At 59.6% G+C, this 23,555-nt stretch carries 27 protein-coding genes; 8 read left to right on the top strand and 19 right to left on the bottom strand.

Annotated features, from left to right (window positions below; all coding sequences use genetic code 11):
* Positions 1 to 138: 138 nt before the first annotated feature.
* The 6 genes from J3P73_RS06660 to J3P73_RS06635 all read right to left on the bottom strand — a co-directional run bounded on the left by J3P73_RS06660 (position 139) and on the right by J3P73_RS06635 (position 4,884).
* A complete protein-coding gene (locus tag J3P73_RS06660) occupies positions 139 to 1,194 on the bottom strand; it encodes a Cj0069 family protein (RefSeq protein ID WP_130681269.1) in 1,056 nt (351 codons plus the stop codon).
* A gap of 256 nt (positions 1,195 to 1,450) precedes the next feature.
* Positions 1,451 to 1,987: a hypothetical protein gene (locus tag J3P73_RS06655; RefSeq protein ID WP_245002718.1), complete on the bottom strand. Its 537-nt coding sequence runs from the start codon at positions 1,985 to 1,987 to the stop codon at positions 1,451 to 1,453.
* A gap of 23 nt (positions 1,988 to 2,010) precedes the next feature.
* Positions 2,011 to 2,742, bottom strand: a complete 732-nt coding sequence (locus J3P73_RS06650; protein ID WP_024323397.1) for a HoxN/HupN/NixA family nickel/cobalt transporter — start codon at positions 2,740 to 2,742, stop codon at positions 2,011 to 2,013.
* On the bottom strand, positions 2,742 to 3,179 hold the full coding sequence (locus J3P73_RS06645) for a YqaA family protein (RefSeq protein ID WP_024323398.1): 438 nt from the start codon (positions 3,177 to 3,179) through the stop codon (positions 2,742 to 2,744). Before J3P73_RS06645 ends, J3P73_RS06650 begins: the two co-directional genes overlap by 1 nt.
* Before the next feature lie 4 nt (positions 3,180 to 3,183).
* On the bottom strand, positions 3,184 to 3,462 hold the full coding sequence (locus J3P73_RS06640) for a metal-sensing transcriptional repressor (protein WP_024323399.1): 279 nt from the start codon (positions 3,460 to 3,462) through the stop codon (positions 3,184 to 3,186).
* A gap of 72 nt (positions 3,463 to 3,534) precedes the next feature.
* Positions 3,535 to 4,884 (bottom strand): cation diffusion facilitator family transporter, encoded by a 1,350-nt coding sequence (locus J3P73_RS06635; RefSeq protein WP_024323400.1) that lies wholly within the window; start codon positions 4,882 to 4,884, stop codon positions 3,535 to 3,537.
* Between the two features lie 526 nt (positions 4,885 to 5,410).
* Between J3P73_RS06635 and J3P73_RS06630 the strand changes: the two genes are divergently transcribed.
* Complete coding sequence (locus tag J3P73_RS06630; protein WP_024323401.1) at positions 5,411 to 5,683, top strand: BON domain-containing protein; 273 nt, start codon at positions 5,411 to 5,413, stop codon at positions 5,681 to 5,683.
* A gap of 407 nt (positions 5,684 to 6,090) precedes the next feature.
* Here the strand turns inward: J3P73_RS06630 and J3P73_RS06625 are convergent, their stop codons facing one another.
* Positions 6,091 to 6,471 (bottom strand): hypothetical protein, encoded by a 381-nt coding sequence (locus tag J3P73_RS06625; RefSeq protein ID WP_027689681.1) that lies wholly within the window; start codon positions 6,469 to 6,471, stop codon positions 6,091 to 6,093.
* A 200-nt stretch (positions 6,472 to 6,671) separates the two neighbouring features.
* Between J3P73_RS06625 and J3P73_RS06620 the strand changes: the two genes are divergently transcribed.
* Entirely contained in the window at positions 6,672 to 6,968 is a 297-nt protein-coding gene (locus J3P73_RS06620) for a BON domain-containing protein (RefSeq protein ID WP_130687780.1), read from the top strand.
* On the opposite strand, the gene J3P73_RS06615 is transcribed toward J3P73_RS06620, so the two are convergent.
* From J3P73_RS06615 to J3P73_RS06590, 6 genes are all read right to left on the bottom strand, one after another.
* Positions 6,969 to 7,226, bottom strand: coding sequence for a GlsB/YeaQ/YmgE family stress response membrane protein (locus tag J3P73_RS06615; protein ID WP_130672155.1), 258 nt, complete (start codon positions 7,224 to 7,226; stop codon positions 6,969 to 6,971).
* Between the two features lie 165 nt (positions 7,227 to 7,391).
* Positions 7,392 to 7,610, bottom strand: coding sequence for a hypothetical protein (locus J3P73_RS06610; protein WP_018068450.1), 219 nt, complete (start codon positions 7,608 to 7,610; stop codon positions 7,392 to 7,394).
* 388 nt (positions 7,611 to 7,998) lie between these two features.
* Positions 7,999 to 8,610, bottom strand: a complete 612-nt coding sequence (locus J3P73_RS06605) for an ATP-dependent Clp protease proteolytic subunit (RefSeq protein WP_018485617.1) — start codon at positions 8,608 to 8,610, stop codon at positions 7,999 to 8,001.
* Positions 8,611 to 8,655: 45 nt separating this feature from the next.
* Complete coding sequence (locus tag J3P73_RS06600) at positions 8,656 to 9,015, bottom strand: SRPBCC family protein (protein WP_130687778.1); 360 nt, start codon at positions 9,013 to 9,015, stop codon at positions 8,656 to 8,658.
* Complete coding sequence (locus tag J3P73_RS06595; RefSeq protein ID WP_026237162.1) at positions 9,012 to 9,326, bottom strand: ArsR/SmtB family transcription factor; 315 nt, start codon at positions 9,324 to 9,326, stop codon at positions 9,012 to 9,014. Before J3P73_RS06595 ends, J3P73_RS06600 begins: the two co-directional genes overlap by 4 nt.
* 37 nt (positions 9,327 to 9,363) lie before the next feature.
* Complete coding sequence (locus J3P73_RS06590) at positions 9,364 to 9,510, bottom strand: hypothetical protein (protein ID WP_207579814.1); 147 nt, start codon at positions 9,508 to 9,510, stop codon at positions 9,364 to 9,366.
* A 459-nt stretch (positions 9,511 to 9,969) separates the two neighbouring features.
* On the opposite strand from J3P73_RS06590, the gene J3P73_RS06585 reads away from it, so the two are divergent.
* Positions 9,970 to 12,363 (top strand): arylsulfatase, encoded by a 2,394-nt coding sequence (locus tag J3P73_RS06585; RefSeq protein ID WP_130681261.1) that lies wholly within the window; start codon positions 9,970 to 9,972, stop codon positions 12,361 to 12,363.
* A gap of 378 nt (positions 12,364 to 12,741) precedes the next feature.
* Here J3P73_RS06585 and J3P73_RS06580 read toward each other — a convergent pair whose 3' ends face one another.
* Complete coding sequence (locus J3P73_RS06580) at positions 12,742 to 13,353, bottom strand: TetR/AcrR family transcriptional regulator (protein ID WP_018068457.1); 612 nt, start codon at positions 13,351 to 13,353, stop codon at positions 12,742 to 12,744.
* A gap of 138 nt (positions 13,354 to 13,491) precedes the next feature.
* Here J3P73_RS06580 and J3P73_RS06575 point away from each other — a divergent pair, with 138 nt between their 5' ends.
* Complete coding sequence (locus J3P73_RS06575; RefSeq protein WP_018068458.1) at positions 13,492 to 13,881, top strand: RidA family protein; 390 nt, start codon at positions 13,492 to 13,494, stop codon at positions 13,879 to 13,881.
* 132 nt (positions 13,882 to 14,013) lie between these two features.
* Here J3P73_RS06575 and J3P73_RS06570 read toward each other — a convergent pair whose 3' ends face one another.
* The 3 genes from J3P73_RS06570 to J3P73_RS06560 form a co-directional block, all read right to left on the bottom strand.
* A complete protein-coding gene (locus J3P73_RS06570; protein ID WP_207579813.1) occupies positions 14,014 to 14,715 on the bottom strand; it encodes an alpha/beta fold hydrolase in 702 nt (233 codons plus the stop codon).
* Between the two features lie 260 nt (positions 14,716 to 14,975).
* Positions 14,976 to 15,662 carry an alpha/beta fold hydrolase gene (locus J3P73_RS06565; RefSeq protein ID WP_207579812.1) on the bottom strand — a complete coding sequence of 229 codons (687 nt, stop codon included), beginning with the start codon at positions 15,660 to 15,662 and terminating at the stop codon, positions 14,976 to 14,978.
* 195 nt (positions 15,663 to 15,857) lie between these two features.
* Positions 15,858 to 16,787 (bottom strand): helix-turn-helix transcriptional regulator, encoded by a 930-nt coding sequence (locus J3P73_RS06560; protein ID WP_207579811.1) that lies wholly within the window; start codon positions 16,785 to 16,787, stop codon positions 15,858 to 15,860.
* 364 nt (positions 16,788 to 17,151) lie between these two features.
* Between J3P73_RS06560 and J3P73_RS06555 the strand changes: the two genes are divergently transcribed.
* Entirely contained in the window at positions 17,152 to 17,952 is an 801-nt protein-coding gene (locus J3P73_RS06555) for an SMP-30/gluconolactonase/LRE family protein (RefSeq protein WP_164568035.1), read from the top strand.
* Between the two features lie 75 nt (positions 17,953 to 18,027).
* Here J3P73_RS06555 and J3P73_RS06550 read toward each other — a convergent pair whose 3' ends face one another.
* Positions 18,028 to 18,537: a DUF2867 domain-containing protein gene (locus tag J3P73_RS06550; protein WP_164568036.1), complete on the bottom strand. Its 510-nt coding sequence runs from the start codon at positions 18,535 to 18,537 to the stop codon at positions 18,028 to 18,030.
* 344 nt (positions 18,538 to 18,881) lie between these two features.
* On the opposite strand from J3P73_RS06550, the gene J3P73_RS06545 reads away from it, so the two are divergent.
* Together J3P73_RS06545 and J3P73_RS06540 are read left to right on the top strand one after the other, a co-directional pair.
* Positions 18,882 to 19,559 carry a winged helix-turn-helix domain-containing protein gene (locus J3P73_RS06545; protein ID WP_130666782.1) on the top strand — a complete coding sequence of 226 codons (678 nt, stop codon included), beginning with the start codon at positions 18,882 to 18,884 and terminating at the stop codon, positions 19,557 to 19,559.
* A 104-nt stretch (positions 19,560 to 19,663) separates the two neighbouring features.
* Positions 19,664 to 21,064: a HAMP domain-containing sensor histidine kinase gene (locus J3P73_RS06540; RefSeq protein WP_164568037.1), complete on the top strand. Its 1,401-nt coding sequence runs from the start codon at positions 19,664 to 19,666 to the stop codon at positions 21,062 to 21,064.
* 124 nt (positions 21,065 to 21,188) lie between these two features.
* Here the strand turns inward: J3P73_RS06540 and J3P73_RS06535 are convergent, their stop codons facing one another.
* Entirely contained in the window at positions 21,189 to 22,529 is a 1,341-nt protein-coding gene (locus J3P73_RS06535; RefSeq protein ID WP_164568038.1) for an FAD-binding oxidoreductase, read from the bottom strand.
* A gap of 256 nt (positions 22,530 to 22,785) precedes the next feature.
* Between J3P73_RS06535 and J3P73_RS06530 the strand changes: the two genes are divergently transcribed.
* Positions 22,786 to 23,546 (top strand): IS5 family transposase gene (locus tag J3P73_RS06530; RefSeq protein ID WP_130691842.1). Its coding sequence is split into 2 segments (ribosomal slippage): positions 22,786 to 23,113 and positions 23,113 to 23,546, totalling 762 coding nucleotides; the frame shifts between segments, so codons are not numbered across the junction.
* Positions 23,547 to 23,555: the final 9 nt, after the last annotated feature.

The raw sequence follows: 23,555 nt of genomic DNA, 5'->3' as shown, positions 1-23,555 counted from the left end.
CCCGAAATCCCTCTCATCGCATGGCCGAACTGAAGGTCTGGAACCCTGACCTCGCTCGTCTCCGTCCGCGGATGTGATGTACGTACCTCAGAATGTATACATGAGTTGATATCCGGGATCAATGCGCCGGCGACAGAGTTACACTGCGGACCCGCGCAGCCGCGACGCCATTGCGCGTGCAATCTCCGCAGGGGCTTCGTCAGGAATGGCGAAGACGGAGCTGACGTTGATCTCGCAGAGAACGTAGGTGTCGTTGCCTGAAGCGTCTGGTGGCCCGTAAAGGAAATCGGCGTCCCAGATGATCGGCAACGACGTTGCTTCGATCCCAAGCGTCGACATCATTTCCGGCGTCCACTCGCTTTCCATTCTTGTCCTCAAGGTCTGGAACGGTTCTGCGGATGCTGGATGCATGATCCGCGGACCGGGCTGAAGTGGTTCCCGACCCGGTCCTGACGGTGGCGTCACCAGCGCCTTGACCAACTGCTGTCCGAAGCCCACGACCCTGCCTCCAGACATGTAGCAGCGGATCATGCCCTCGGGCAGACGGGACTGAAACGGCTGATCGACGATGCAGCCGCCCTCGGTGAAGTACATGTCGCAGCGGCAAATGAAGTCTGACAGATCGATGGTTTCAGGGACGCTGCCTGATTTCGCTTCCAGCACACTGATCAAGGTCGCATCGCCGGCGGGCGTTCCGGCGAGTTCGACCTTCCAGATACCTTGCCCGCCGTTGCCGCGGTTCTGCTTCAACACGCGCGGCCCGGCGGCCAGGAACGTTGGAACGAACGCCTGGCGGAGGTCCGCGCCGGTGCGATAGAGACGTGTGTCGACGCCCCAGCCGATATGCCTGGTCTCGTAGAGCACTTCCTTGACGCCCATCTTGAGGATCACGTCCGGATGCGAACTTACAAATCGGCCGGCTTCCGCCACCTGTCGCAGAAGCGGATCGAGGATCTTTCTCGTCTTTCCGTCGTCGAGCGGGTTCACCCAGACAAGCACGGCGTCGACGGCAAGGAGCTGTTCGAAGAACTCGTCGGCGAATTCTTCGTCGAAGACGGCGGGCTCCGGCGCAAGGCCGACTGCCGCGAGTTCTTCGAAGATCCGGTGGAAGCGGTTGTTCTGTGGCGTCGCCGCTCGCCGGGCTTGCCGGTCGCCGCGCCAGACGATCGCAATTCGTGGGGGCGTGTTCCTCATGGATGCAACTCTAACGACGGACAATCGCCTTGACTGAGCTTGCGTCCCTGCCGGCAGCGGACGTCTACCAGCGTCTGGGCGCCTGAGGTGCCGACGATCCGATTCAGCTTGTCAGGTTTGATTTCAAGAAATGACGGCATGGCGCGTCCTCCGTTGGTGCGGGTTCAAGGACGCGATTCTTCGGCCGTAGCCTCGTGGGGCGATCGCTGCCCCATGACCCGAAACTCTCAAAGCAGGATCGCCCTGTCAAGCGGCTTCAGTTTTCAATCCGCTGCTCGGAGACGACGCTCGCCACAACCTCGTCGGCGCCGTTCGGATAGACTGGAAGGTCGAGCGTTAGCGCTTCCTTCACGCCCTCGCGCTCGATCGCAAAGAACTTCCGCACCCGGCCTTGTCCCTTTTGCTCTCCAGAAGGCCGCGCTGCTTCTGTCGACGCGAAACTCCGTTCGAATGCGGCCGCGTCGGTCCCGGCGAACGCCATGGTGCAACTCTCGACGGTCTTTGGACCAACGGCCCCACGTGCGACCACCACCGCCTCGAAAGGAGAAGCGCCGTCCGAATTCATGAGCCAGCCTTGGAAGGTCGCTGGTTCCCCGAGAGGCTGAATGCCCATCGTCATGTCGCCCGCCAGATCCGGCCAGCCGCTTTCCCTGGCGAGTGCGACCGTCTGGTCGTAGCGCGGCCCGTGTTCGAGGCACCGCTCCGCGAACCGCTGGAACGGCGACTTCGTCTCCTCGCACTGGGCGACGCTTGCCGCCGCCAGCAGCGCTGCCGTCGCGCCAATCAGCACCATTTTTGTTCGACGCATCATTGCCCTCATGTAAACGCCAGCCAATTCGCTATCTCGACCGCAGCGACGGCAACCAGCACCGGCCCCGCGAGGCCACCCGTCGCGCGGGATACGGAACCCAGCAGCCGCGGCCACGTCCTCATCAGATAGGCGATGCGGTCGCGGAAAACCACGGTCAGGAGGGCGACCACGGAGAGCGTCAGCCCGACCCCTATCATCATGGTGAAGGCGAACAGCAGGCCGGTGACGACGACCTGATGGATCATGGCGAAGGTCATCACGAACAGGGTGAGCGGGCACGGCACCAGCCCGGCTGCTACCCCCATCAACGGCCCTTCGCCCTCCGCATGCGCGTGATCGTGCCGGAACAGAGCCGATGCCAGCATCCAGAGGCCGATGACGCCCAGCAGGGCCCGGCTGACGACTTCAAGGGTCGGAGACGATCCGGCGTCGACGAAGGAATGTGACACCAGCGGCAGGGCAAGAAGCGCTATGAGGACTGCCATCGTCACGTGCGTGAAGGAAAGCGCGAGCGATACAAGGAGCGCCCGGTGCGCCCTGGTGGAGGATCCGGCAAGGTAGGTGGCAAGAACGGACTTGCTGTGGCCGGGCGTCATTGCATGGACGGCGCCGAAAACGATGCCCATCGGCAGGAAGGCGAGGAACGACGCCCAGCCGCCGCCCGCAGCAAATTCCTTTATGTGGCCGGCAAAGGCGAGGTAGATCTCACGCTGGACGTCGACGATCTGCTGGAACATTACGCAAGCCCCGTCGTCGCTGCTGCAAGCACGAGATATCGCCCCACCTTGGCGATGGCCACCAGCACCAGGAAGGTCGGCAGGGGCTCCCGCAGGACGCCGGCCATCACAGTGATCGGATCGCCGACGATCGGCAGCCAGCTTGCGAGCAGCGACCACTTGCCGAAGCGGCGGTACCAGCCCTGCGCACGGTCGAGCGCTGCCGGGCCGATCGGAAACCATCGCCTTTCCCTGAAGCGTTCGATGCCGCGGCCGAGCAGCCAATTCGCTAGCGCGCCGAGCACATTGCCCAGGCTCGCGACGGCGAGGAGCCAGAAGGTGGAAAACTTCCCGGAGAGGAGAAGGCCGACTAGAACGGCTTCAGACTGCATCGGCATGATGGTCGCCGCCCCGAGCGCTGCGGCGAACAGTCCGAGATAGGCCAGCAGGTCGGCCATGCCGTCAAAGGTACTTGGTGATCGTCTTGAACTCGTCGATGGACTGCCGCTTGTCGCGCGGCAGGGCGCCAACGGTCTCTTCGAGGCAGTGATCGAGATGATCCTGGATCAGCGTACGCTTGGCGTTGATGATCGCCTTCTCCACCGCGGAGAGCTGCTGCGCGATGTCGAGACACGGCTTGCCTGCCTCGATCATCGTGATGACGCTCTTCAGATGACCCTCGGCCCGCTTCAGGCGCTTGACGATCTCCGGATGGGTGGCGTGGGTGTGAGGTTCGGTCATCGCGTCCATGTTCTCGATCCTTCCGAGGAGAAGGGCGCTCGACCTTACGCCGGGGACCGCCTCCGGGACAAGTCAGTGATGATGGCCTTCCGGCTCTTCCATTCGAAACGGAAGGTCGTCGACTTCGACGCCTGCCATCAGCTTCAGCACCGCGTCGAACTCGTGCGGCTCGGCCGGAGCGACGTTGCTGATCAAAGCGTGATGATCGGCCGGCGAAGGGAGCAGCGGCAGCCGCTCAACGACGCCATCGCGGGCGATCTCCACGACGGCCTCAAGTCCCTTCGCGTGTTTCGAAATGGAGAGCCGCATACGTTCACCCTCCGGCGTGTCGACAATCTCCAGGAATCCGGTCGCCAATCGGGAACTCACCGTGAACGCAGCGGGTGCGTGGTGATGCCCCTGGCCGCGATGGCTGGTGGGCGCTTCGGCGGCTGCTTCGGCGATCTGGATGGTTGCCGTACCAAGCGCCGGAAGATGTGCGTGAAGCTCATTGCGAAGCGTGGCCACGATGACCTTGGCATCCGCGACGGGCTTGTCGCCGCTGACCGAGATCGTAACGTCGGCATGGAGCCGGTGACCGATCCAGCGAGCCTTCACGTCCGTCAGACTACCAATGCCCGCGACATGTTCTGCTGCGTGACGGATCTCGTCTGTGATCCCGGGCTCGACGCCGTCGAGGCTGCGGGTAATGATGGCGCGCGCCGACTGCCAGACGATGCCGAAGATCGCGATGGTGATCAGCAGGCCGATGATCGGATCGGCGAGCGGAAAGCCGAACCAGACCCCGACGGCGCCGGCGACGACGGCCAGGCTCGTCAGACCATCGGTGCGGGCGTGGTAGCCGTCGGCGATCAGCGCGGCGCTGTTCATCTGCCTGCCGACACGGATGCGGAACACCGCCACGGCTTCGTTGCCGATGAAACCGATAACGCCGGCCACGGCCACAGCCAGAAGCTGGGTGATCGGCTGCGGGTTCAGCAGGCGGTCGATCGCCTCATAGCCGGCGACGATGGCGCTGAAGAGAATGATCAGCACGATCACCATACCGGCAAGGTCCTCGACCCGGCCGAGGCCATAATTGAAGGTTTTCGACGGCTTCCGTCTGACCAGCGTGAAGGCGATCCACAGGGGAATTGCGGTGGCGGCATCACCGATATTGTGGATGGTGTCGGCCAGCAGCGCCACGCTTCCCGACGAGAAGACGACGGCAAGCTGCAGAGCCGCGGTGATGGCAAGAATGACGAACGACCACTTGATCGCCCAGATGCCGCGCTCGGACGAGGCGATGCTGGGATCGACGACGCCGTGCGTATGACCATGGCCTCCGGCATCTCCATGCGAGTGGCCGTGCGAGCCGTGACTGTGGCCATGGGATTGACCGCCTTGGCCGAAACCGAACCATTCCCTGATGCTGGCGAACATTGCAGACCTTGATTGATTGTGCCGTTTACCTATCCCCCCGGAGGGGATGCGTCAAGTTGGTTTCTTGTGTGTGGATGCGGACAAGGTTATCGATTGCGGCATGATTCATCGCCGGGACAACAGATCGAGCATGCTCGCTTCCGCCCGAAAGCGCGGCCCATTTCTCTTTTGCTGAACAATCCCGTGTTTCCCGCGCAACTGGTAGAGGCAGGTTGAAAGCGTTGTATGGTGGAGGCCACGCGTCAGAAGCTGCCCACCGAAACCGCCGCGGGCGCCAAAATCATCGATCAGACAGGCCTAGGGGAAAAGCGTTCGGTCGCTCCTGCGCCATCAGGGAGGTTCTGACTGGAGTCGGCAACATTGCTAGAACCTCCCTGACGTCCTTTCAGCAAGGATCAGGAGAATCTAAGCCGGATCGTGTCGGGGAAAAGCCGGACTTAAGTCCGGCTGGCGACGTCAGGACACGCTGCTCATATGTTATGCGAGGTAATGTGAAGGTCCGTGGAGGGGCGGACAGGAGGAGAATATGAAGTTCGGCCCCGATAACTACAATCACGAAGAGCGCTGCTCGCAAGGCCACAGTTCGGCGTCCACCATCGCGACAATCGAAGCAACCCTTTCCGCCGATCCCGATATCGACAGCAGTGCCATCGAGATCAGGATGCTCGGCCCTGTCGTCCTGCTCGAGGGCTTTATAACCAACGCCGCAGACCGCGACAAAGCCATCTCGCTTGCTGCGATGATCGTCGGCTGGGAGAACGTCCAGGACCGGATGCTGAGCCGTTTTCCCACGCAATAGCCAGGCGGATCCCGAGAGCCAGGAATAAGGTCGGACCCGCCCCGGCGTGACGTCCGACGTCTGGAACACTTCCTCCATCTTTCGGTCGACGACGACATCCCGGTATCGGCGATCGACGACGCCCAGGGCCGGCGCTTCGTGCTTCGTGCTTCGTGAAGGTGTAGTCCTTTCGGGTGAGAAGCGGAACCGTCGAACCCGCAGGCGGGTTTGAGAGCCGGTCGCTCGGCTGGTTTTCACCCCGAAAACCGCTGTCTCCTATTAAGCCGGGCGGCCGCCCAGACTTGCAGGTCGACGGTCCTCTTGATCGATGTTGCAGATCCTCCAATTGGAAGAGGACGACAGCTCACCTGCTTCACCGATGCTTGCAGCGCCCGCGCCCGGCTTGCAAATCGATCACGGCCTTGAGGCTATTTCCAAGAATTTCTGCCAATATTCTCTTTTCCGTTCAACACGCTAACAGACTTCGGGCCTGTTTTATTCCAGGCCTCACATACCGCCTTGCCCGCGTCTCTCCCCCCCTTCCAGGTACGGCAGAACGTGTTGCCGGAAATGTGCCACACGCCGTCAATTGAGATTACATCTCCAGAATCGAGTTTAACCTGACCATGTGCGGTTCCGTCCTTGAGTACAGAAATCTCCCCACTGTAGCCCTCTTTTGGGCCGCCCAGCGCAATCACCTTGCCGTCTGAAAGCAGAGCCTGAAGCTCCTTTCCTATCATCGCGGTAGCAGCAATAGCTTGCGTTCCGAGAAACATCATAGATAGTACAGTCAGTATAGTTCTATGCATTGGCCAATTTCTCCCCTCTCCGCAAAGCACAGTTTCTATCCGACACATATGAACCACAAGTCATCTTTTGTAATTAGCTGCCAATCGCTTTACCGGAATAGCGAAGTCGCACGATATTTTGATAGTTTTCAGCAGATACATGGGAAAGGTTAGTTCATAGATTGTTGTTTTATTGAAAACTGGCGGGACAGGGGGAGAATATGAGGTTCGGCCCCGATAACTACAATCACGAAGAGCGCTGCTCGCAAGGCCATTGTTCGGCGTCCACCATCGCGACAATCGAAGCAGCCCTTTCCGCCGATCCGGATATCGACAACAGTGCCATCGAGATCAGGATGCTCGGCCCTGTCGTCCTGCTCGAAGGCTTTATAAACAAGGCTGCAGACCGCGACAAAGCCATCTCGCTTGATGCGATGATCGTCGGCTGGGAGAACGTCGGCCCCGGCATGAAGACCCACGTCAGGGCGGCCAGGTTTGCGAAGCCGGCTCCTGTTTGATCAGGCCGTGCGTCTGACCATTCTCGCCACAGCGATGAGGATGCAGGCTCCGATGAAGCCCGCGATCAGATAACCCAGCCATCCGCCAAGGACGACGCCGAAGAGGGACAGGATAAAGTTGGCGACGATGGCGCCGACAATGCCGAGAATGATGTTCATCAGCACGCCCATGTTGCTCTTCATGAGCATTTCGGCGAGCCAGCCGGCAATGCCGCCGATGACGATTGCGGCGATCCAGCCGATACCTGCACTTTCCATAGCAATTCCCCTTGTGAATGATGAGCGGCCGGCGCGGGCAATCACGTCTTGCAGATCCAGGCTAAACCGATTGCCAAGCGACAAGACTATAATCTTCGCCGCGGCAGTTGGTTCCATAACCCCCGCCCCAAAGCGCTCGCGTGCCCCTCCCCGATCGGCTTCGGGTCACTTGTCGGCCGCGGGCCAATCGTTTGCAGGCTCCTCTATGACGGCAACATCATCCTCTGCAGGGTCAGGATCGCGCTCAAGGGCTGCGCGCAGATTGCCGATCTCCTTGATGATCGTATCGAAAACGTCCTGCTGCCTGGCCCCGGCCACAACGCAGTCGTCGACGAGATCCTCCAGCTTGGCGCGAAGCCCGACCTTCCAATTATGTTTGCTCATGACCTTTTCCTCCTCTGATCGATCCACACGGAGCATTTTCGCTCGTGTGTTCCGCCGCCTTCTATGGCAGGCGGCGGAACACACGCTCAGGAGACAGTGATCGATGTGTGGCCCTGGTTGGCGGTTCGATCATCGCCAATCCTGTTCTGCGGGATGAGATCGCGGCGAACGGGTAAAGTGCTCTCCTGGCGTTTCCGCCCGCACCGAGAAATCGGAAAAACCGGTGCGTTCACCATCTCCGTCACGTCCGATTGGCACGCCGCGACCTCGGCGGATTAACCGATAGATGCAGCAACGGTTCCGCCCTGTCTGGACTCTTTGCGTCCGTGACAGTGTCTCGCCTTCACCATTCTACGACGTTGCAAAAGTCAGGAAAACAAGTGTCGCTCTAATCGGGAATTTCGCCTTCCCGAACCGTTAGAATACGGTCGATAAGACCCCATTCCAATGCTTCTTCCGCCGTCATGAAGCGGTCGCGATCCATCCCGCGCTCAAAGTCTTCATAGGAGCGTCCGCAATGCTCCGCGTAGAGCCGCGTCATGCGCTGCTTGGTCTTCGAAATTTCTTCGGCATGAATCAGCATGTCGGAAGCCTGCCCCTGGAAGCCACCGGATGGCTGGTGAATGAGGATACTGGCATTGGGCAAAGCAGCTCTTCCGCCGGCCTCGCCTGCCATCAGCAGGAACGATCCCATAGAACGGGCTGTCCCCATGCAAAGCGTATGAACCGGCGCGCGGATAAAGCGCATGGTGTCGTACATGGCGAAGCCGCTGGTCACGACGCCGCCCGGAGAATTGATGTAAAGATTGATCGGCTTCTTTGGATTCTCGGCCTCAAGGAACAGTAACTGCGCGCAGACCAGAGCGGAAACGGTATCGTTGACCTCGCCGTTGAGGAAGATGATGCGTTCGCGCAGAAGGCGGGAGTATATGTCAAAAGACCGCTCCCCTCTGCTGGATTGTTCTACGACCATAGGGACGAGTTGCATCGCTTCGCGCATCGGCGAACTCCAATCTTCCAGAAATTAAAGGGAGAGCTTGCCGCGTCAGGCGGCGAGCATGACGGGCGGACTGTTGCCGTTCGCGGCCGTTTTCGCCATCCGGTCAAGCCTCGCGTCGGTCAGCTCGTGGATAATGCGCAGGCGGGTACCGCCGGTCGCGTTCGGGACGATCGTGAACGTCACTGTGCTTTCAAGGAAAGGTGGAGCGTCGTCGCGCAGGCTATAACGGACTTCCTCGCCAGGTGTGATCGTGGCCGGGGTGGGATCGGCTAAAGCGTCTTTCGGCAACCAGTTTTCCCGAAATTCCGGAATGCTGATTGCACGCCAGACCTTTTGCGGCGGTTCATCCAGATCGAATTCCAGTTGGAACCCGTCTTTCTGCTCCTTGGCCTTTCCATCGTTCATTGGTCCATATCCTTCAGCAAGACCTTGAGAGCTTCGATGCGGGCAGGCCAGTAGGCGCGATATTTCGCCAACCATTGTGCGATGAGAGCCAGCCCCTCCGGATCGACTTCGTAATTCACGAAACGCCCCTGCCGTTCTTCCCTCACGAGCTTTGCGCTCCGCAAAACCGAGAGGTGTTGCGACATTGCCGGCTGGCTGATCTCCATGCCCTCACGCAGGGCACTGGCGTTCATGCCGCCCGCTGCCAGCTTCTCGAAGATCGTGCGGCGGGTCGGGTCAGCCAAAGCTCGGAAAATGTCATTCTCGATCATGCATACACATAAGCACACACTTATGCGATTCGCAAGTCTATTTCGCGATGGCTTTTCCGTTGTCGCGCAACTCCTGACTTTGCGACACTCCGGTCTTTCCTGAAAGGTTCGAGGATCCTCGCCGCAAAACTCTGTCGGTTTCTTGAAGGCAGCGGCTCAGCATCGCGGCGTCCTCGATTGCCATGCCTGCGCCCTACGCTGCGAAGCCGCGCGTTCGAGACAAACCGGTTTCCTTCAGTGGTGCAATCTTCTCTATCTTTTCCGTGCCTCAGCATCTGGGATCAAATCGGCCGTCCGACGTTCAAATTCTGCCCGTAGGATACAGTAAACTACCTTCCTTGCGAGAGCGCGATGCCGTAGCGTCACCTTGGAGCAAGACCTTTGCCTTGAATTTTCAACAAGCAGCACCGACCACGACTTCCAGGCGGAGACTTCTATCGGGTGCGCCGGTTCTCGCCGCGGTTTCCTATGCCGGCGTCGCGCGCTGCACCTATCGGCGAGCTGTCTTGTACTGAGGAACCAACCGCGCGGGGACGGAGCCGCCCGTTTTGTCACGGCGCAGCGCGGAAATAACCAAGACATCTGCAGGGGACAACACGCCTAAAGATCCAACCACATCAATGGGAAGCGCAGGAGGCTTGTGATGAAATCTCGCACGTTGTTGCTAACGTCATTTCTGATCTCAACCGGATTCTACATTGCGCCAATCCACGCGCAGACCATCACCGGCACCCCGGGCTCGCCCAGCGCCACGACAACCATCGACGGGAGGTACCTTCCCAATCCGCCGGAGGCATTCGGCGGTGAGATCAATCTCAGCGCCAAGGACTCGAAGCCCTATTGGCCGCCGCAAATCGTGCCGCCCAAGGGCGCGCCGAACATCCTCCTGATCATGACCGACGATGCCGGGTATGGAGTCTCAGGCACTTTCGGCGGCGTCATACCGACACCGGCGCTCGACCGGATCGCGCAGTCGGGACTGCGCTATACGCAGTTCAACTCCACGGCGCTCTGCTCGCCGACACGGGCAGCGCTGATTACCGGACGCAATCATCATTCGAGCGGCTTCGGTGTTATTTCCGAGCAAGCCACGGGCTATCCGGGCTATGATTCGGTCCTCGGCGTCGAGAACGCTACGATCGGCAACATTCTGAAGCAGAACGGCTACGCCACGTCATGGTTCGGCAAGAACCACAACACGCCGTCTTTCCAGTACAGCAGCTCCGGGCCTTTCGACCAATGGCCGTCCGGCATGGGTTTCGACTATTTTTATGGCTTCATGGGTGGCGACACCAACCAGTGGCAGCCCTATCTCTTCCAGGACCACACCCAGATTTTCCCCTGGGTTGGCAAGCCCAGCTACAACCTGATCACCGACGAGGCCGACAATGCGATCAACCACATCAAGCAGTTGAACGCGTCAGCGCCCGACAAGCCGTTTTTTGTCTACTATGTTCCCGGCGCCACGCATGCACCGCATCATCCGACGCCCGAATGGATTGAGAAGTTCAAGGGCAAGTTTGACAACGGCTGGAACGCCATGCGTGACGAGATATTCGCCAACCAGAAGCGTCTCGGCGTCATCCCGCAGAATACGCTGCTGACCGCCTGGCCGGACGACCTGCCGAAATGGGAAACGCTCGACCCCGAGAGCAAGAAGCTCTTCGCCCGGCAAGCCGAGGTATTCGCCGCCTACGTGGCCTACTCCGACAACGAGATCGGTCGGGTGATCCAGGCGGTGGAGGACGTCGGCAAACTCGACAACACCCTCATCATCTACATCGAGGGCGACAATGGCACGAGCGCGGAAGGGAGCACGCTCGGCACGCCGAGTGAACTGATCACCATCGAGGGCCTGACAGTTCCGGTTGCCGAGCAGATGAAGTTCTATGACGCGTGGGGTTCCGACCAGACCTACCCCCATATGTCGGTGGCCTGGTCATGGGCTTTCGACACGCCGTTCAAATGGACCAAGCAGGTCGCCTCGCATTTCGGCGGCACGCGGCAGGGCATGGCGATGTCGTGGCCGGCCCGCATCAAGGATGCCGGCGGCGTCCGCAACCAGTTCCACCATGTCATCGACATCGTGCCGACGATCCTGGAAGCTGCGGGCATTCCGGCGCCGGTGATGGTCAATGGTGTTGCCCAGAAGCCGATCGAAGGGGTGAGCATGGCCTATACCTGGGACAAGGCTAACGCCGAAGCTCCTTCCACTCGACAGACGCAGTACTTCGAAATGTTCGGCAACCGAGGCATCTACCACGTGGGCTGGTATGCATGCACAACCCCACCAGCCGCGCCCTGGCTGATGGGGCAGTCCGCGATGCCGGAAGTCGTCAACGGCTATAAATGGGAGCTCTATAATCTCGCCGAGGACTTCTCCCAGGCTAACGACCTCGCGGCGGTCAATCCCGACAAGCTGAACGAAATGCAGGAGCTATTCCTGCTGGAAGCCGCGAAGTACGGCGTGTTCCCGCTCGACAACTCTATCCTGGAGCGCCTCATGACACCCCGGCCAAGTGCGACCGCCGGACGAAACGTGTTCACCTATTCGGGCGTCATCTCCGGTCTGCCCGGCAGTAACGCCCCGAACATCGTGAACAAGTCCTACACCATCACAGCGGAGATCGAAGTTCCGGCAGATGGCACCGAGGGCATGATCGTCACCACGGGTGGCAAATTTGCCGGCTACGGCCTCTATTTGCTCAAAGGCAAGCCGGTGTTTCTCTACAATTTCATGGATATGGAGCGGTTCCGTTGGGAGGGCTCCGACGTGCTGGCGCCGGGCAAGCACACCATCGTGTTCGACTTTAAGTCGGACGGACCAGGCATGGCCAAGGGTGGAAGCGGCGTTCTGACGGTGGACGGCGAGGAGGTTGCCAGCCAGAAAATCCCGCATACAGTCCCTGCCTTGATGCCGTGGGACGAGACATTCGATGTCGGCTTGGATACGCGCACCGGCGTCGAGGACAAGGACTATCAGGTTCCGTTCGAATTCACCGGAACCATCGACAAGCTGACCGTGCAGTTGAACTGAGTTGAGCTATTGGCGGCTCTGACGCGAACCAGGGCCGCCAATGGCGAGACTGCTGAAAGAGGGAAACTGAGTGCAAGCGCAAAGCCAGTATTGTTATGCTCCACTCAGACTGCAACGAACGCGATCTTGACGGAGGCAAAGTTCTGAGGCTTGCCGGTCGTTGCGGTGGATTGGTCCGACCGACTGCTCTGGGTCGAAAGCAGACCTATCGCCCCATCATCATCCCCCATCATCATCCAATGGCGAAGGTAAACCGACGACCACCGATCGAGCCCGTGCCGCTTCCCTTCTCTCGCTTCGAACAGCGAGTAACGAGAAGGAGCCACTTTCGCCGTTACACGGTGAACGTCCCTTCGCTCGACTTTGGCCTTTGGCAGATCACAAACGCTGCACCAGCAAACCTGCCGCCAAGGCATGGAAAGCCTCGACCGCCTTTGGCAGCACGCTCTGCGGATCTTCGCTGGCGGCGATCCAGAGAGCCGCATTGAGAGCGGCGCCGCTCAGCAACCGAGCCGCCGCCTCCGGGTCAAGCGGCTTGAGGATGCCTTGGGCGATCAGGCGCCCCACAGTGCTCTTGGTCACCTGCAGGCAATTGTTCTGGCTCGGCCACTGCGAGGGATCCCCCAGCACCGCAGGTCCGTCGAGCAGGACGATGCGCTGGACTTCCGGATTGAGCGCCATCTCGATATAGGCGGCCCCCTCGGCGAGCAGGCCCTGCCAATCGTTGCCTGCGCCCGCCCCGATCTCCTGAGCGCGCACCGCCATCTCAGTGTCGATCTGATCGACCACCGCCGCCAGCAGCCCGCGCTTGTCCTGGAAGTTGTGGTAAAGCGCGCCCCGTGTCAGACCGACGTCGGCCGTCAGTTCATCCATCGACGCTGCGGAGTACCCCTTTTCCGCAAAAGCCTTTCGTGCCGCCGCGATCAATTTGACGCGGTTTTCCTGCATCGTTTCGCTGCGCTTCTTGACCATTCCATCTCTCAATTTCATATACGAAGCGTATATGGACTTGACATACGATGCGTACGCCCGCATATTTCACATACGAACCGTATACCAAATTTGGCGCGAGATGTGAAGCGTCACGCCGCGCTCATCGGTCGTTGTCAACAATGAAGAGAGATCAGAATGACCCAACGCGAAGCAATCTTTCCCGCCAACCGGCACGCTCTTTACGAGGAGCATGGCTATTCCGCCGCGATCCGATCCGGCGATCTGCTGTTTGTGTCCGGACAGGTCGGCAGCCGTCCGGATGGAACACCCGAACCCGATTTCGAAAGCCAGGTCCGGCTCGCCTTTGAAAACCTGAAGGCCACGCTGAGTGCCGCCGGGTGCACGCTGGATGATATAGTCGATGTCACCAGCTTCCACACCGACCCCGAAAACCAGTTCGGAACGATCATGGCGGTCAAGCAGGAGATTTTCAGCAAGCCACCCTACCCGAATTGGACGGCCATCGGCGTCAACTGGCTCGCCGGCTTCGACTTCGAGATCAAGGTCATCGCCCGTATTCCGTGAAGTCACTGACATCGCCGGGGCCGCATCCGTCACCCGCACGGAGTGCCGGCAGGACGCGCTTATAGGTGCATCTGCCAATAACAGAAGAGACCGTCTCATGACTGTCTCTTCATAGGCAATGTCCACGACATATCAGCGATGCTGGACGGCCGACGCTGCCTTGCGGATGACATCGATGACCACGTCGGGTTGAGAGAGCATCGGCACGTGGCTGCTTTCCAGCTCGGTCACCGTCGCGTTCATACGCTTGGAAACCCAGCGCTGAAGATCGGGGTGCACCGTGTGGTCCTGCGTCGCCAAGACGTACCAGCTTGGCTTGGACTTCCACGCGACCTCGTCGGCCCCGAGCTTTTGCTGGTTGAACAGATCGGCAACCGGCGCATAGTGCGTGGCCCATACAAGCTTCTGCTCTTCCTCCGAGAGGTCTCCGGCGAAGAACTTGGTTCCGCTCGGCAGCATCCAGGCCCGACCGTCCGCTGCCTCGACATGGTTGAAGATGTCCGACGGATACTTATTGAGCTGATCCTGCACGGTCTCGCCGACATCCGGGGCGACCGCGGCGATGTAAACCAGGCCAACGACACGCTCGTCGATGCCGGCGGCGGTGATCGTTGCGCCACCGTAGGAATGCCCGACGAGGATGACGGGGCTGCCGACACGATTGAGCGTCCGTTTAACCGTAGCCACGTCCTCCTCGTAGGAGTCCAGGCCGTACTGGACGGCGATGACTTCGTGCCCGTCCGCCTGCAGTGCAGGGATGACTTTGCTGAAGCATGAGCCGTCGGCCCAAATGCCGTGGCAAAAAACGATGGTGGGTTTTAGTGATGTAGACATGATCCTGTTCCTTCTTGGGTTGGGTCAATAATTCCGTTGGCGGGCAAGCGAGCCAACGGCTTCTTTCGAAGCTTTTGTGACCAGGCGATGTGCGCCAGGTCGAATTTGGTCGAACAGACACAGTCCGCTCAGGAATGGGCCGCTCAGGAATGGGCCGCTCAGGAATGGGCCGCTCAGGAATGGGTCGTCGTTTCGCCGTTGTGGCGAGGTCGTTCCGGAATATGTTGTTTCGAATGATGCTTCGGCTTGGGACCGAATTATCAGTCAAAAGACGCGGCGGCGTTGGCGATGAAATCGGCAACGGCTTTCGGTTGTGAAAGCATAGGCAAGTGGCTTGCCTGAACAACCATGATCTCGGCACCCATACGTTCGGCAGAGTCCTGCTGTACCGCGGGCGGAACCGTGTGGTCGAGCGTTGTGACCATGTACCAGGAAGGCTTGGTGTGCCACGCGCTTTTTGAGATCTTCTCTAATGTACTGCGTGTTCCAAGCGGTCCCTGAGTGGCGTAGACAATATCGGCTTCTGCGGTCGGAAGATCCTGGCCCAGGTATTTGCGCACCCCGTCGCGGGTGAGCGTAACATGCGCGTCGCCCCTGGGCCTCAGTTCGTTCACAACTGCCGCAGTCGCATAACCGCTCCACCAGTCGTCGACGGACTGGCCACTGTCTGGCGCAGCGCCGGCGATGTAGACGAGGCCCGCAACTCGGGTATGGTTGCCCGCCTCGGTAATGACCGCGCCACCATAAGACTGTCCGACGAGGATGACCGGACCGTCCTGCATTTCTATGGCGCGATGAACAATCGCCACGTCCTCAGAGAACGAGGTCAATGAAATCTGAACGGCGATTGCATCAATGCTTCGCTCTGACAGTAACGGTATAACTTTATTCCAAGCATTACCGTCGAGGAAATATCCGTGCACAAGAATAACGTTTCTAATATTCACGTTTATATCTCCTGCCTTGATGTCGTCCGTTGGCAATACATATGAACCACTTCGGAGATCAGGTCATGGCATTTTATTGCTGCATATGGGATGTTATTGCTTAAATTAAAACAATAAGACGAAAAATCTGTTTTTTTGCTTGATGTGTATCGAAGTTATCTCGCGTATATGGTAATTTATTGCTTGCTTTGTATATTATTGTTCGATCTCTGACAAATGCCGGCGGCCCTGCGCGCGTGCGTATGCAGCAGGGGTACTCCCTACGACCTTTTTGAAACGTCGGGTCAGGTGGCTTTGATCGACAAACCCAAGCTTATCGGCAATATCGGCCAACGATATTTCGGCTGTCTCGATCAATGACTTCGCTTGCTCAATTCTGCATTGCTCGACGTATCGCGCAGGCGTCATGCCAATCTCAGCTTTAAAAACCCGGATGAAGTGAAAGCGGCTGAGACCGGTCCGCTTGGCGAGCGAGGCGAGGTCAGGAAAGTCGTGTGTTGTCCGCCCAAGATGCTCGATTACCCGTCGGATGGCTTCCCTGTCGCTGATTTCACCGGTGTGATCGGAAACTGTATAAACACCATATGTTGTCACGAAATGCACGGTTAGCGCTTCAGCAAGGTGACGTAACAGAGGCATCCGCCATTCAAAATCCGGCTTGCGCATCTCCTCGAGGATCGCGCCGCCGATGTACAGTGCAAACAAATCGTTGGCGTGAAGGATAGAACCCGTCTGATCATCCCTGCCTCGGAGGGGCTCACGCAAGCGGGAGCCATCACCGAGTTGCTCTGGGTCGATACCGATCCGAAGCATCGGCGGGATAGCGCCTCCAAGCCGTGCTGGGCTACCGGCCGGGACGACAATCAGATCCCCTGCTCTGCACGATACCTCGCGGGACGCTATGTGCGTTTGAAAGCGGAATTGCCTTGATGATCCCAGCGCCACCAACACTGCATGATGATCACACCCAGGCACAACCAGTTCGACGCCGTGGCTCCCGTCTCTCACATCAAAGTGCAGGCCGCGAGAGGTAGACGACATGCCTGCCGTCGATATGGGCCAGCCGCCGAACTGGGCTCGGATTTCACCGATACCTGACAGCTCACTCTGGCCCTGAATCTTCATCTCTTTAGCTCCGTATTTAGGCCAGAATTTCCTTAGCGTGATACCGCCGCAAGAATCATGCACCGTTACGAACCTGCTGCGCAACATTCAACTTTGCTGCAATGCTCCGCCTTTTTAAGCGGCGCGATTACAGTTGGGATCATGGCATAGGGGCGAGGAAATGCCCTGAGGAATACGAATATTCGTGTCCGGCAAGGCGTCCGCCAGATCTGGCGTGACAGCTCCCGCTACACAGCAGAGAGTACGGGAGATACGGCCGTGATTGCCTTTTTCGCCAGACACGTGTCGGCATTGGCTTTGCTTGTTCGTCTTTACAAGGTGGCTCCATTCGACGGGCCAAGGCGCAGAACGACAGGAGGCAGAAATGCACAGGGCAAAGGTTCGTTTGGAAGACCGGGGGCTGGTCGAATGCCCACGATGGCATGACGGCGAGCTGTGGTTCGCGGATTGGACAAGCGGCGAAATCCTCGCCTTGAGCGAGCACGGAACTGTCAGAGTGGCGACAACCGCGAAAGCCCCGCCCCTGTCATTCGACTTCGGACCACAGGGCGACATGTACGTCGTTGCGTCCAGGGCATCGCATTTGCTGCGGTTCAACGGCTCCGCACTAGAAGAGTTCGCCGAGTTGGGAGCGAATGGCTGGAACGAGATCGTGATCGATCCGCACGGCCGCATCTACGTCAACGGCCCCGCGATCCTGCTGATACATCCAGACGGGACGGTCGAAACACAAGCGGAAGGCTTTCAGTTTCCGAACGGAATGGCTCTCTCGCCGGACGGGCGCACACTGGTTTGCGCCGAAAGCTGGGCGAAACGGCTGACATCGTTTGATGTCGCCGCCGACGGGCAACTTTCCCATCGCAGAGTTTGGGCCGATCTTCCCGGGCCGCCCGATGGCATATGCTTCGATGCTGAAGGCGCGATCTGGTACGCCGACGTACCCAATGCCTACTGCCGCAGGGTTCGTGAAGGCGGCGAACTCCTCGATGAAGTGAAGCTCGATCGCGGCGCATTCGCCTGCATGCTGGGTGGACCTGATCGAACCACCCTCTACATAACTGCCGCCAGATGGTTCGGGATGGACAAGATGGACCAGATGGGCGGAACTGGCCAGCTCTTGTCCGTCGAGGTCGAGACAGCCGGGGCGGGATGGCCTCACGGGTAGAGCCTTTCCGGGTTAGATTGAAGCATTCTGTTGGCTAGTGGCCGACTGCAGCCAGTCGCGGCCGCCAAAGCATGCTTAAATCTTCATTGCTCTTGCTGCCTGTTCTAAGTTCGCCCGCGCAATCGCGCGATGAAACGGTGCTATCATCGTAAGATAGATACGCCCCAGTCGATTATGGCAATGCACCACCGTACCCACGACCAGCTCGCGCCCATTTGCTGCATCGGTGCGAAGTTGGATCGTGACGCGGAAGTCGAGATGCGCGTCATCCTCACCCACGACCAACTCCGTCGCGCTCTTTGACAGCAGCGGGAAGTAGCCGATAACCGGCCCACGCCCCGCTGCGGCAAGACCGATGGCGCGCGACGATTTGACGCCGACTGTCGCCATCACCACATCGCGGATACGAGTGAGCGCACGAATCCACCCCGCCGGTCGCTCGAAGCCGGCGCGTGCCAGCACCTCCAGATCATCGCTTGCCCCCGCCGGCAGTCGAATTGCAAAGGCGTCTAAAAGGTCCGCGCCCGCGTAAAGCGGCGCAAGCACGCTGTTGCCAGGCATGGGCACGGCGCGCGCTTTGGTCATGCGTTTGGGTCCCGGATGCTGGAGTGGGGCGTAGCAATCGTGCAAGCAGGGTCAATCAAGATGTCTCCCCTCGATAGCCACCATCGAAAGCGCCGTGGCCTGGATATTCCTCGCTCATATCCGCTGCCTTACAAGGAGATCGATACGAACGTGAAATACCGCACGCCATTTCTAGTCAGACTCTAACGTATCACTTCTTTCCAGGGAACGGCGGGAAACTCCTGGCGCCCGGTTGCGGCGGAAAGCCGCTCCCCCACCCGGCACCTTACCAATCCGTAAGTTGTGGCCCAGCCGTCCTCTCGGCTAAATCTCGCCATCCAGGCATGCCGGGAACGATCGGGCTGATGCGAATCCTGCTTATCGAAGACGATACGAAGACGTCCGATTATATCGCCAAGGGCTTCTCCGAGGCCGGGCATGTCTGTGACGTGTTCGGCGACGGCCGCGATGGGCTGTTTCAGGCGCAGCGCGAAGCCTATGACGTCATCGTCGTCGATCGCATGCTGCCGGGTCTCGATGGCTTGGCGATCGTGCGTTCACTGAGGGCTGCCAAGGTCGGCACATCGGCGCTGTTCCTGACATCGATCGGCGGCGTCGACGATCGGGTCGAGGGGCTGGAAGCGGGCGGCGACGATTATCTCGTCAAACCCTTTGCCTTCTCCGAGCTGATGGCGCGCGTCAATGCGCTTGGCCGGCGGCCGCCGGTGCAGGAGCAGCGGACGGTGTTGAAGGTTGCCGATCTCGAGCTCGATCTGATCCGGCGGGAGGCCCGCCGCGCCGGCCAGGTGATCGAGCTGCAGCCGCGCGAATTCACCCTGCTCGAGGTGCTGATGCGCGGCGAAGGCCGGGTCATCACCAAGACGATGCTGCTGGAGCGGGTCTGGGATTTCCACTTCGATCCGAAGACCAGCGTCGTCGAGACCCATATCAGCCGTCTCAGGGCCAAGGTCGACAAGCCGTTCCAGATCCAGCTTCTGCACACGGTCCGCAACACCGGATACAGCCTGCATGCGCCTCGCTAGAACAGGAAAATCTCAAATCCTGTTCGCAATTTAAAGAGTAAGAGCATGATGTCGTCCGAAAACCGCGCACACTTTTCGGCATCATGCCCGGAAAGAGTGAGAGCATGATGTCGTCCGAAAACCGCGCACACTTTTCGGCATCATGCTCTAGCCTGCGCAGGAGCACGCCGTTCCGACTTGCGGTGACCTTCGGCGTGCTCTTCGTCGTCGCCTTCATCTTCAGCGGCGCGATCATCTATCACATGCTGCGGCTCGGCCTCGTGCGCGATCTCGAACAGTCGCTGGGCGAGATGAATTCGTTGATCGTCTCGACCTACGAGCCCAACGACACCCAGGACCTGATCAACACGCTGAACAATTATGCGAGCTTCCAGTCGACCTCCGACGGGCTTTATTCGCTGACGGATGCCGGCGGGCGCAAACTCGCCGGCAATTTCGCCGCACCCCGCATCCCGAACGGCGTCTATACCGTCACCTCAAGGGATGTCGGGCTGAAGGGGCATGAACGCTACCGGATGCAGGTCTCGACCATCGGCCCCTACAGCCTGGTGGTGGCGGAAAACTTCAACGATGTCGACGAGATGCTGCGGATCGTGCTGGTCAGCTTCGAATGGGCCGCCGCGATCGTCGTCGCGACCGCGATCGGCGGCGGCGTCTTTCTGGCCGTCCGCGCCCAGGCTCGGCTGGACAGGGTCGCCCACACCATGAACGACGTCTCCCTCGGCGCGCTCGACGCCCGCATTGCCATCACCGGCAACGGCGACGATCTCGATACGGTGGCGATCCAGATCAACGCAGCGCTGGAGCGGCTGCAGAGATTGGTCGAGAGTATGCGGCAGGTGAGCGCCGATATCGCCCACGACCTGAAGACGCCTCTGAACAGGCTGCGCCTGACGCTGGATGCCGCGGTGGCCGGAAACGACCAGCAGGCGGATGTTTCGGCGCTGCTTGACGAAGCAAGACACGAGAGCGACCGGATCAACGCCACCTTCGAGGCGCTGCTGCGCATTTCCCAGATCGAGGCCGGCGCCCGCAAGGAGCGTTTCCAGGCGACCGATATCGACGCCGTGCTTGCCGTCATTTCCGAGGTCTATGTCGATGTCGCCGAAGACGCGCAGATGGCGCTTGATATCACGGAGCGCTGTCCCGCTCTCATCCGGGGCGACCGTGATCTGTTGACGCAGATGATCGCCAACCTGGTGGAAAACGCGATCAACCACTGCCCGGCCGGAACCGACATCACGGTTTCGCTCCGCTGCCAGGGCGGCCGCGCCATCGTCTCGGTCGCCGATAGCGGCCCCGGCATTCCCGCCGGCGAAAGGGACAAGGTCTTCCGCCGCCTCTACCGGCTCGACAAGAGCCGGGCGACGCCGGGAAGCGGGCTTGGGCTCAGCCTCGTCAAGGCGATTGCCGACCTGCATTCGGCTGGGATCACCATGGCGGACAATCATCCCGGCCTCATCGTTTCGATCGGCTTCCCGCTGATGCCGGAGGGAGGATCCTAAAGCGCGGCGCGATCTTTCAGATTCGCGCTATTCGGCAGCAACTGCCACCAACTTTGTTCTGTTGAAAAACCTGACGTCGGGTTCCGGGCAGCCTGGGCCGGCCTCGCACCCTTCCGGATAGGACTCAAGCCAGCGGCGCGATGTTCTGATTGAGACGGAACATATTGTGCGGATCGAACCGTGTCTTCAGGCTCGCAAGCCGCTGGTACTTCTTCGGGCCATACGCATCTAAAGCTACGACCGTCCCGGCATCAGCCTGCTCGTTGACGTAGTTCCCGGCCATCGAGAGCTTCGAAAGCGATTTGCCCGTGATCCGTCCCCAAGCAATGCATCGGTCGTCATCGGCAGCGACGTCCCAGACCGGCTCTGCAATCCAGTAGTAGCTTGCACCTCTTCCCGTATACGCAGTTGCCTCGTCCGGTACATCGGAGACCGCTCCGCCAAGCTGCAACACGTTAATTTCGGAATCTGGCGTTGGCGCATCGGCGATTGCCAGCATGATCGCGTCTATGACTTCATCGGTGATTTCCGACCAGAATCCTCCCTTGCAATAATATCGTCGTGACCATGCGAAGTGCTCGTCGTTCCGGCTCTGCAGGCTGAGATAGGGCAGCTTGTCGACGCTTCCTATGCCGCCATCGGCAAGCGCCCCGAACGGCGACAGAACCGAGTGAGTGAGGGCAGCATCGCCTGACCAAACCGCTGTCACGCTGAGGCCCGTGGCTGTCGCGGTGAAGTTGAGCGTGAAGTCGCGCGGTTGGCCATGCGCGCGGTCGCGCAGCGCCTGTAGGGCTTGCCTCATGTTGGCCGCAGGATAGCTCCATTGGCCGACTACGATGGAACCAAGCGGATGCATCCCGAACCTAAATCGGGTGACTACGCCGAAGTTGCCACCGCCGCCGCGGATGCCCCAGAAGAGTTCAGGCTCAGACGTTGCGCTTGCCCAAACGACGTCGCCAGCCGCGGTCACGATCTCCGCGCCCAGCAAGCTGTCGATGGTAAGGCCGTATCTCCTGCTGGCCCATCCCATGCCGCCACCCAGGGTCAGACCTGCCACACCCGTATGCGAAATCACGCCTGCCGGTACCACGAAACCTTCGGGAACTGTCGCGCGATCGAGATCGCCAAGTAGTGCCCCGCCGCCGACCTCGATCGTGTGCGTATCTCGATCGATGGCAATGGCAGTTAGGTCCGATAGATCGAGAACAAGTCCCCCATCGCAGGTCGAGAATCCCGGAAGGCTGTGGCCGCCGCCGCGCACCGCAAGCAGGGCGTGAGATGCCGCCGCTGCATGCACGACCTTGCGGACATCATCTACACTTTGCGGGCGGACGATCGCAGCAGGCCGTCGATCGGCGACACCGTTCCATACTTTGCGATAGCGCTCATAATCCCGATGGTCCGCCGTGATGATAGGGCAGCGGTGTCCTACTAAAGAAAGTTCTCTCAGCAGTAAATTGGACATGTCGTGTCCCCCGACGCTCGCACAACTTCTAGCACTCCGTGATCGGATCCGGAATACCCTTCGATCGAGTAAACGTCAGCTGGCAGTTGCTACCGAACAGCGCAGATTCGCTCCTCGCGCTTTAGGTCTTTGTTTTCCGCATGTCGTTATCCCAAAACCGCTGCCCACTTTTGCGCGACATGCTCTAGGAAGTGTGGACTCTTGAGATTCCCAAATCAGCTTCGGTCTGATTCAATGCTGTCTTTTGGAGGCAGCCATGGGTGTTCTGGACCGTTTGATTCTTCGGGATGACCAGTGGGAGCGGATGTCGTCTCATATCATTGGCGATGATCGCACGCGCGGTTCGTCTGGACGTGACAATCGAATGTTTCTGGAAGCAGTCCTGTGGATCGTGCGGACGGGTTCGCCCTGGCGCGATCTGCCGGATGTGTTTGGTGATTGGAACAGTGTGTTTCGTCGCTTCAGTCGCTGGAGTCGGAAAGGCGTCTGGTGGCGTCTCTTCGAAGCGATGTCGGATGATAACGACTTCGAATATCTGATCGTCGACAGCACCATCATTCGCGCCCATCAGCACGCCTCGGGCGCAAAAAAGGGGCTGAAGATCAGGCCCTTGGCCGTTCTCGCGGCGGCCTGAGCACCAAAATCCATCTGGCGGTGCGTGGCCTTGGATGTCCTGTTGGTTTCCTGCTGACCGCCGGCCAGAAAGGCGATGCACCGCAAGCCGATGCCTTGATCAAAGAGCTGCCAGCCGATGTCGTCATGGCCGATACTGCTTACGACAGCGATCGGCTACGCAAAGTCATTGCCGACAAAGGAGCGCAAGCGGTCATCCCAAACAATCCATCACGCGCCCGAAAATATCCGATCGACAAGCAACTCTATGCCCAGCGTCATCTGATCGAGTGCTGCTTCTCCAAGCTCAAACAATTTCGACGCATCGCCACGCGATATGAGAAAACCGCCCGAAACTATCGGGCAATGATCGCAATCGCCGCAACGATCCTATGGCTCAGGTAACTGTCCACA

The sequence above is a fragment of the Rhizobium ruizarguesonis genome (assembly GCF_017357285.1).
GTDB classification, from domain to species: Bacteria; Pseudomonadota; Alphaproteobacteria; order Rhizobiales; family Rhizobiaceae; genus Rhizobium; species Rhizobium ruizarguesonis.
Note: the sequence above shows the minus strand (reverse complement) of the source record. Positions and strands in the feature narration are given on the sequence as shown.

Bases quoted from the DNA above. Each gene is read 5' to 3' on its own strand.
- J3P73_RS06660 (WP_130681269.1), bottom strand. From the start codon at position 1,194: ATGAGGAACACGCCCCCACGAATTGCGATCGTCTGGCGCGGCGACCGG.
- J3P73_RS06655 (WP_245002718.1), bottom strand. From the start codon at position 1,987: ATGGTGCTGATTGGCGCGACGGCAGCGCTGCTGGCGGCGGCAAGCGTC.
- J3P73_RS06650 (WP_024323397.1), bottom strand. From the start codon at position 2,742: ATGTTCCAGCAGATCGTCGACGTCCAGCGTGAGATCTACCTCGCCTTT.
- J3P73_RS06645 (WP_024323398.1), bottom strand. From the start codon at position 3,179: ATGGCCGACCTGCTGGCCTATCTCGGACTGTTCGCCGCAGCGCTCGGG.
- J3P73_RS06640 (WP_024323399.1), bottom strand. From the start codon at position 3,462: ATGACCGAACCTCACACCCACGCCACCCATCCGGAGATCGTCAAGCGC.
- J3P73_RS06635 (WP_024323400.1), bottom strand. From the start codon at position 4,884: ATGTTCGCCAGCATCAGGGAATGGTTCGGTTTCGGCCAAGGCGGTCAA.
- J3P73_RS06630 (WP_024323401.1), top strand. From the start codon at position 5,411: ATGAAGTTCGGCCCCGATAACTACAATCACGAAGAGCGCTGCTCGCAA.
- J3P73_RS06625 (WP_027689681.1), bottom strand. From the start codon at position 6,471: ATGCATAGAACTATACTGACTGTACTATCTATGATGTTTCTCGGAACG.
- J3P73_RS06620 (WP_130687780.1), top strand. From the start codon at position 6,672: ATGAGGTTCGGCCCCGATAACTACAATCACGAAGAGCGCTGCTCGCAA.
- J3P73_RS06615 (WP_130672155.1), bottom strand. From the start codon at position 7,226: ATGGAAAGTGCAGGTATCGGCTGGATCGCCGCAATCGTCATCGGCGGC.
- J3P73_RS06610 (WP_018068450.1), bottom strand. From the start codon at position 7,610: ATGAGCAAACATAATTGGAAGGTCGGGCTTCGCGCCAAGCTGGAGGAT.
- J3P73_RS06605 (WP_018485617.1), bottom strand. From the start codon at position 8,610: ATGCGCGAAGCGATGCAACTCGTCCCTATGGTCGTAGAACAATCCAGC.
- J3P73_RS06600 (WP_130687778.1), bottom strand. From the start codon at position 9,015: ATGAACGATGGAAAGGCCAAGGAGCAGAAAGACGGGTTCCAACTGGAA.
- J3P73_RS06595 (WP_026237162.1), bottom strand. From the start codon at position 9,326: ATGATCGAGAATGACATTTTCCGAGCTTTGGCTGACCCGACCCGCCGC.
- J3P73_RS06590 (WP_207579814.1), bottom strand. From the start codon at position 9,510: ATGGCAATCGAGGACGCCGCGATGCTGAGCCGCTGCCTTCAAGAAACC.
- J3P73_RS06585 (WP_130681261.1), top strand. From the start codon at position 9,970: ATGAAATCTCGCACGTTGTTGCTAACGTCATTTCTGATCTCAACCGGA.
- J3P73_RS06580 (WP_018068457.1), bottom strand. From the start codon at position 13,353: ATGAAATTGAGAGATGGAATGGTCAAGAAGCGCAGCGAAACGATGCAG.
- J3P73_RS06575 (WP_018068458.1), top strand. From the start codon at position 13,492: ATGACCCAACGCGAAGCAATCTTTCCCGCCAACCGGCACGCTCTTTAC.
- J3P73_RS06570 (WP_207579813.1), bottom strand. From the start codon at position 14,715: ATGTCTACATCACTAAAACCCACCATCGTTTTTTGCCACGGCATTTGG.
- J3P73_RS06560 (WP_207579811.1), bottom strand. From the start codon at position 16,787: ATGAAGATTCAGGGCCAGAGTGAGCTGTCAGGTATCGGTGAAATCCGA.
- J3P73_RS06555 (WP_164568035.1), top strand. From the start codon at position 17,152: ATGCACAGGGCAAAGGTTCGTTTGGAAGACCGGGGGCTGGTCGAATGC.
- J3P73_RS06550 (WP_164568036.1), bottom strand. From the start codon at position 18,537: ATGACCAAAGCGCGCGCCGTGCCCATGCCTGGCAACAGCGTGCTTGCG.
- J3P73_RS06545 (WP_130666782.1), top strand. From the start codon at position 18,882: ATGCGAATCCTGCTTATCGAAGACGATACGAAGACGTCCGATTATATC.
- J3P73_RS06540 (WP_164568037.1), top strand. From the start codon at position 19,664: ATGATGTCGTCCGAAAACCGCGCACACTTTTCGGCATCATGCTCTAGC.
- J3P73_RS06535 (WP_164568038.1), bottom strand. From the start codon at position 22,529: ATGTCCAATTTACTGCTGAGAGAACTTTCTTTAGTAGGACACCGCTGC.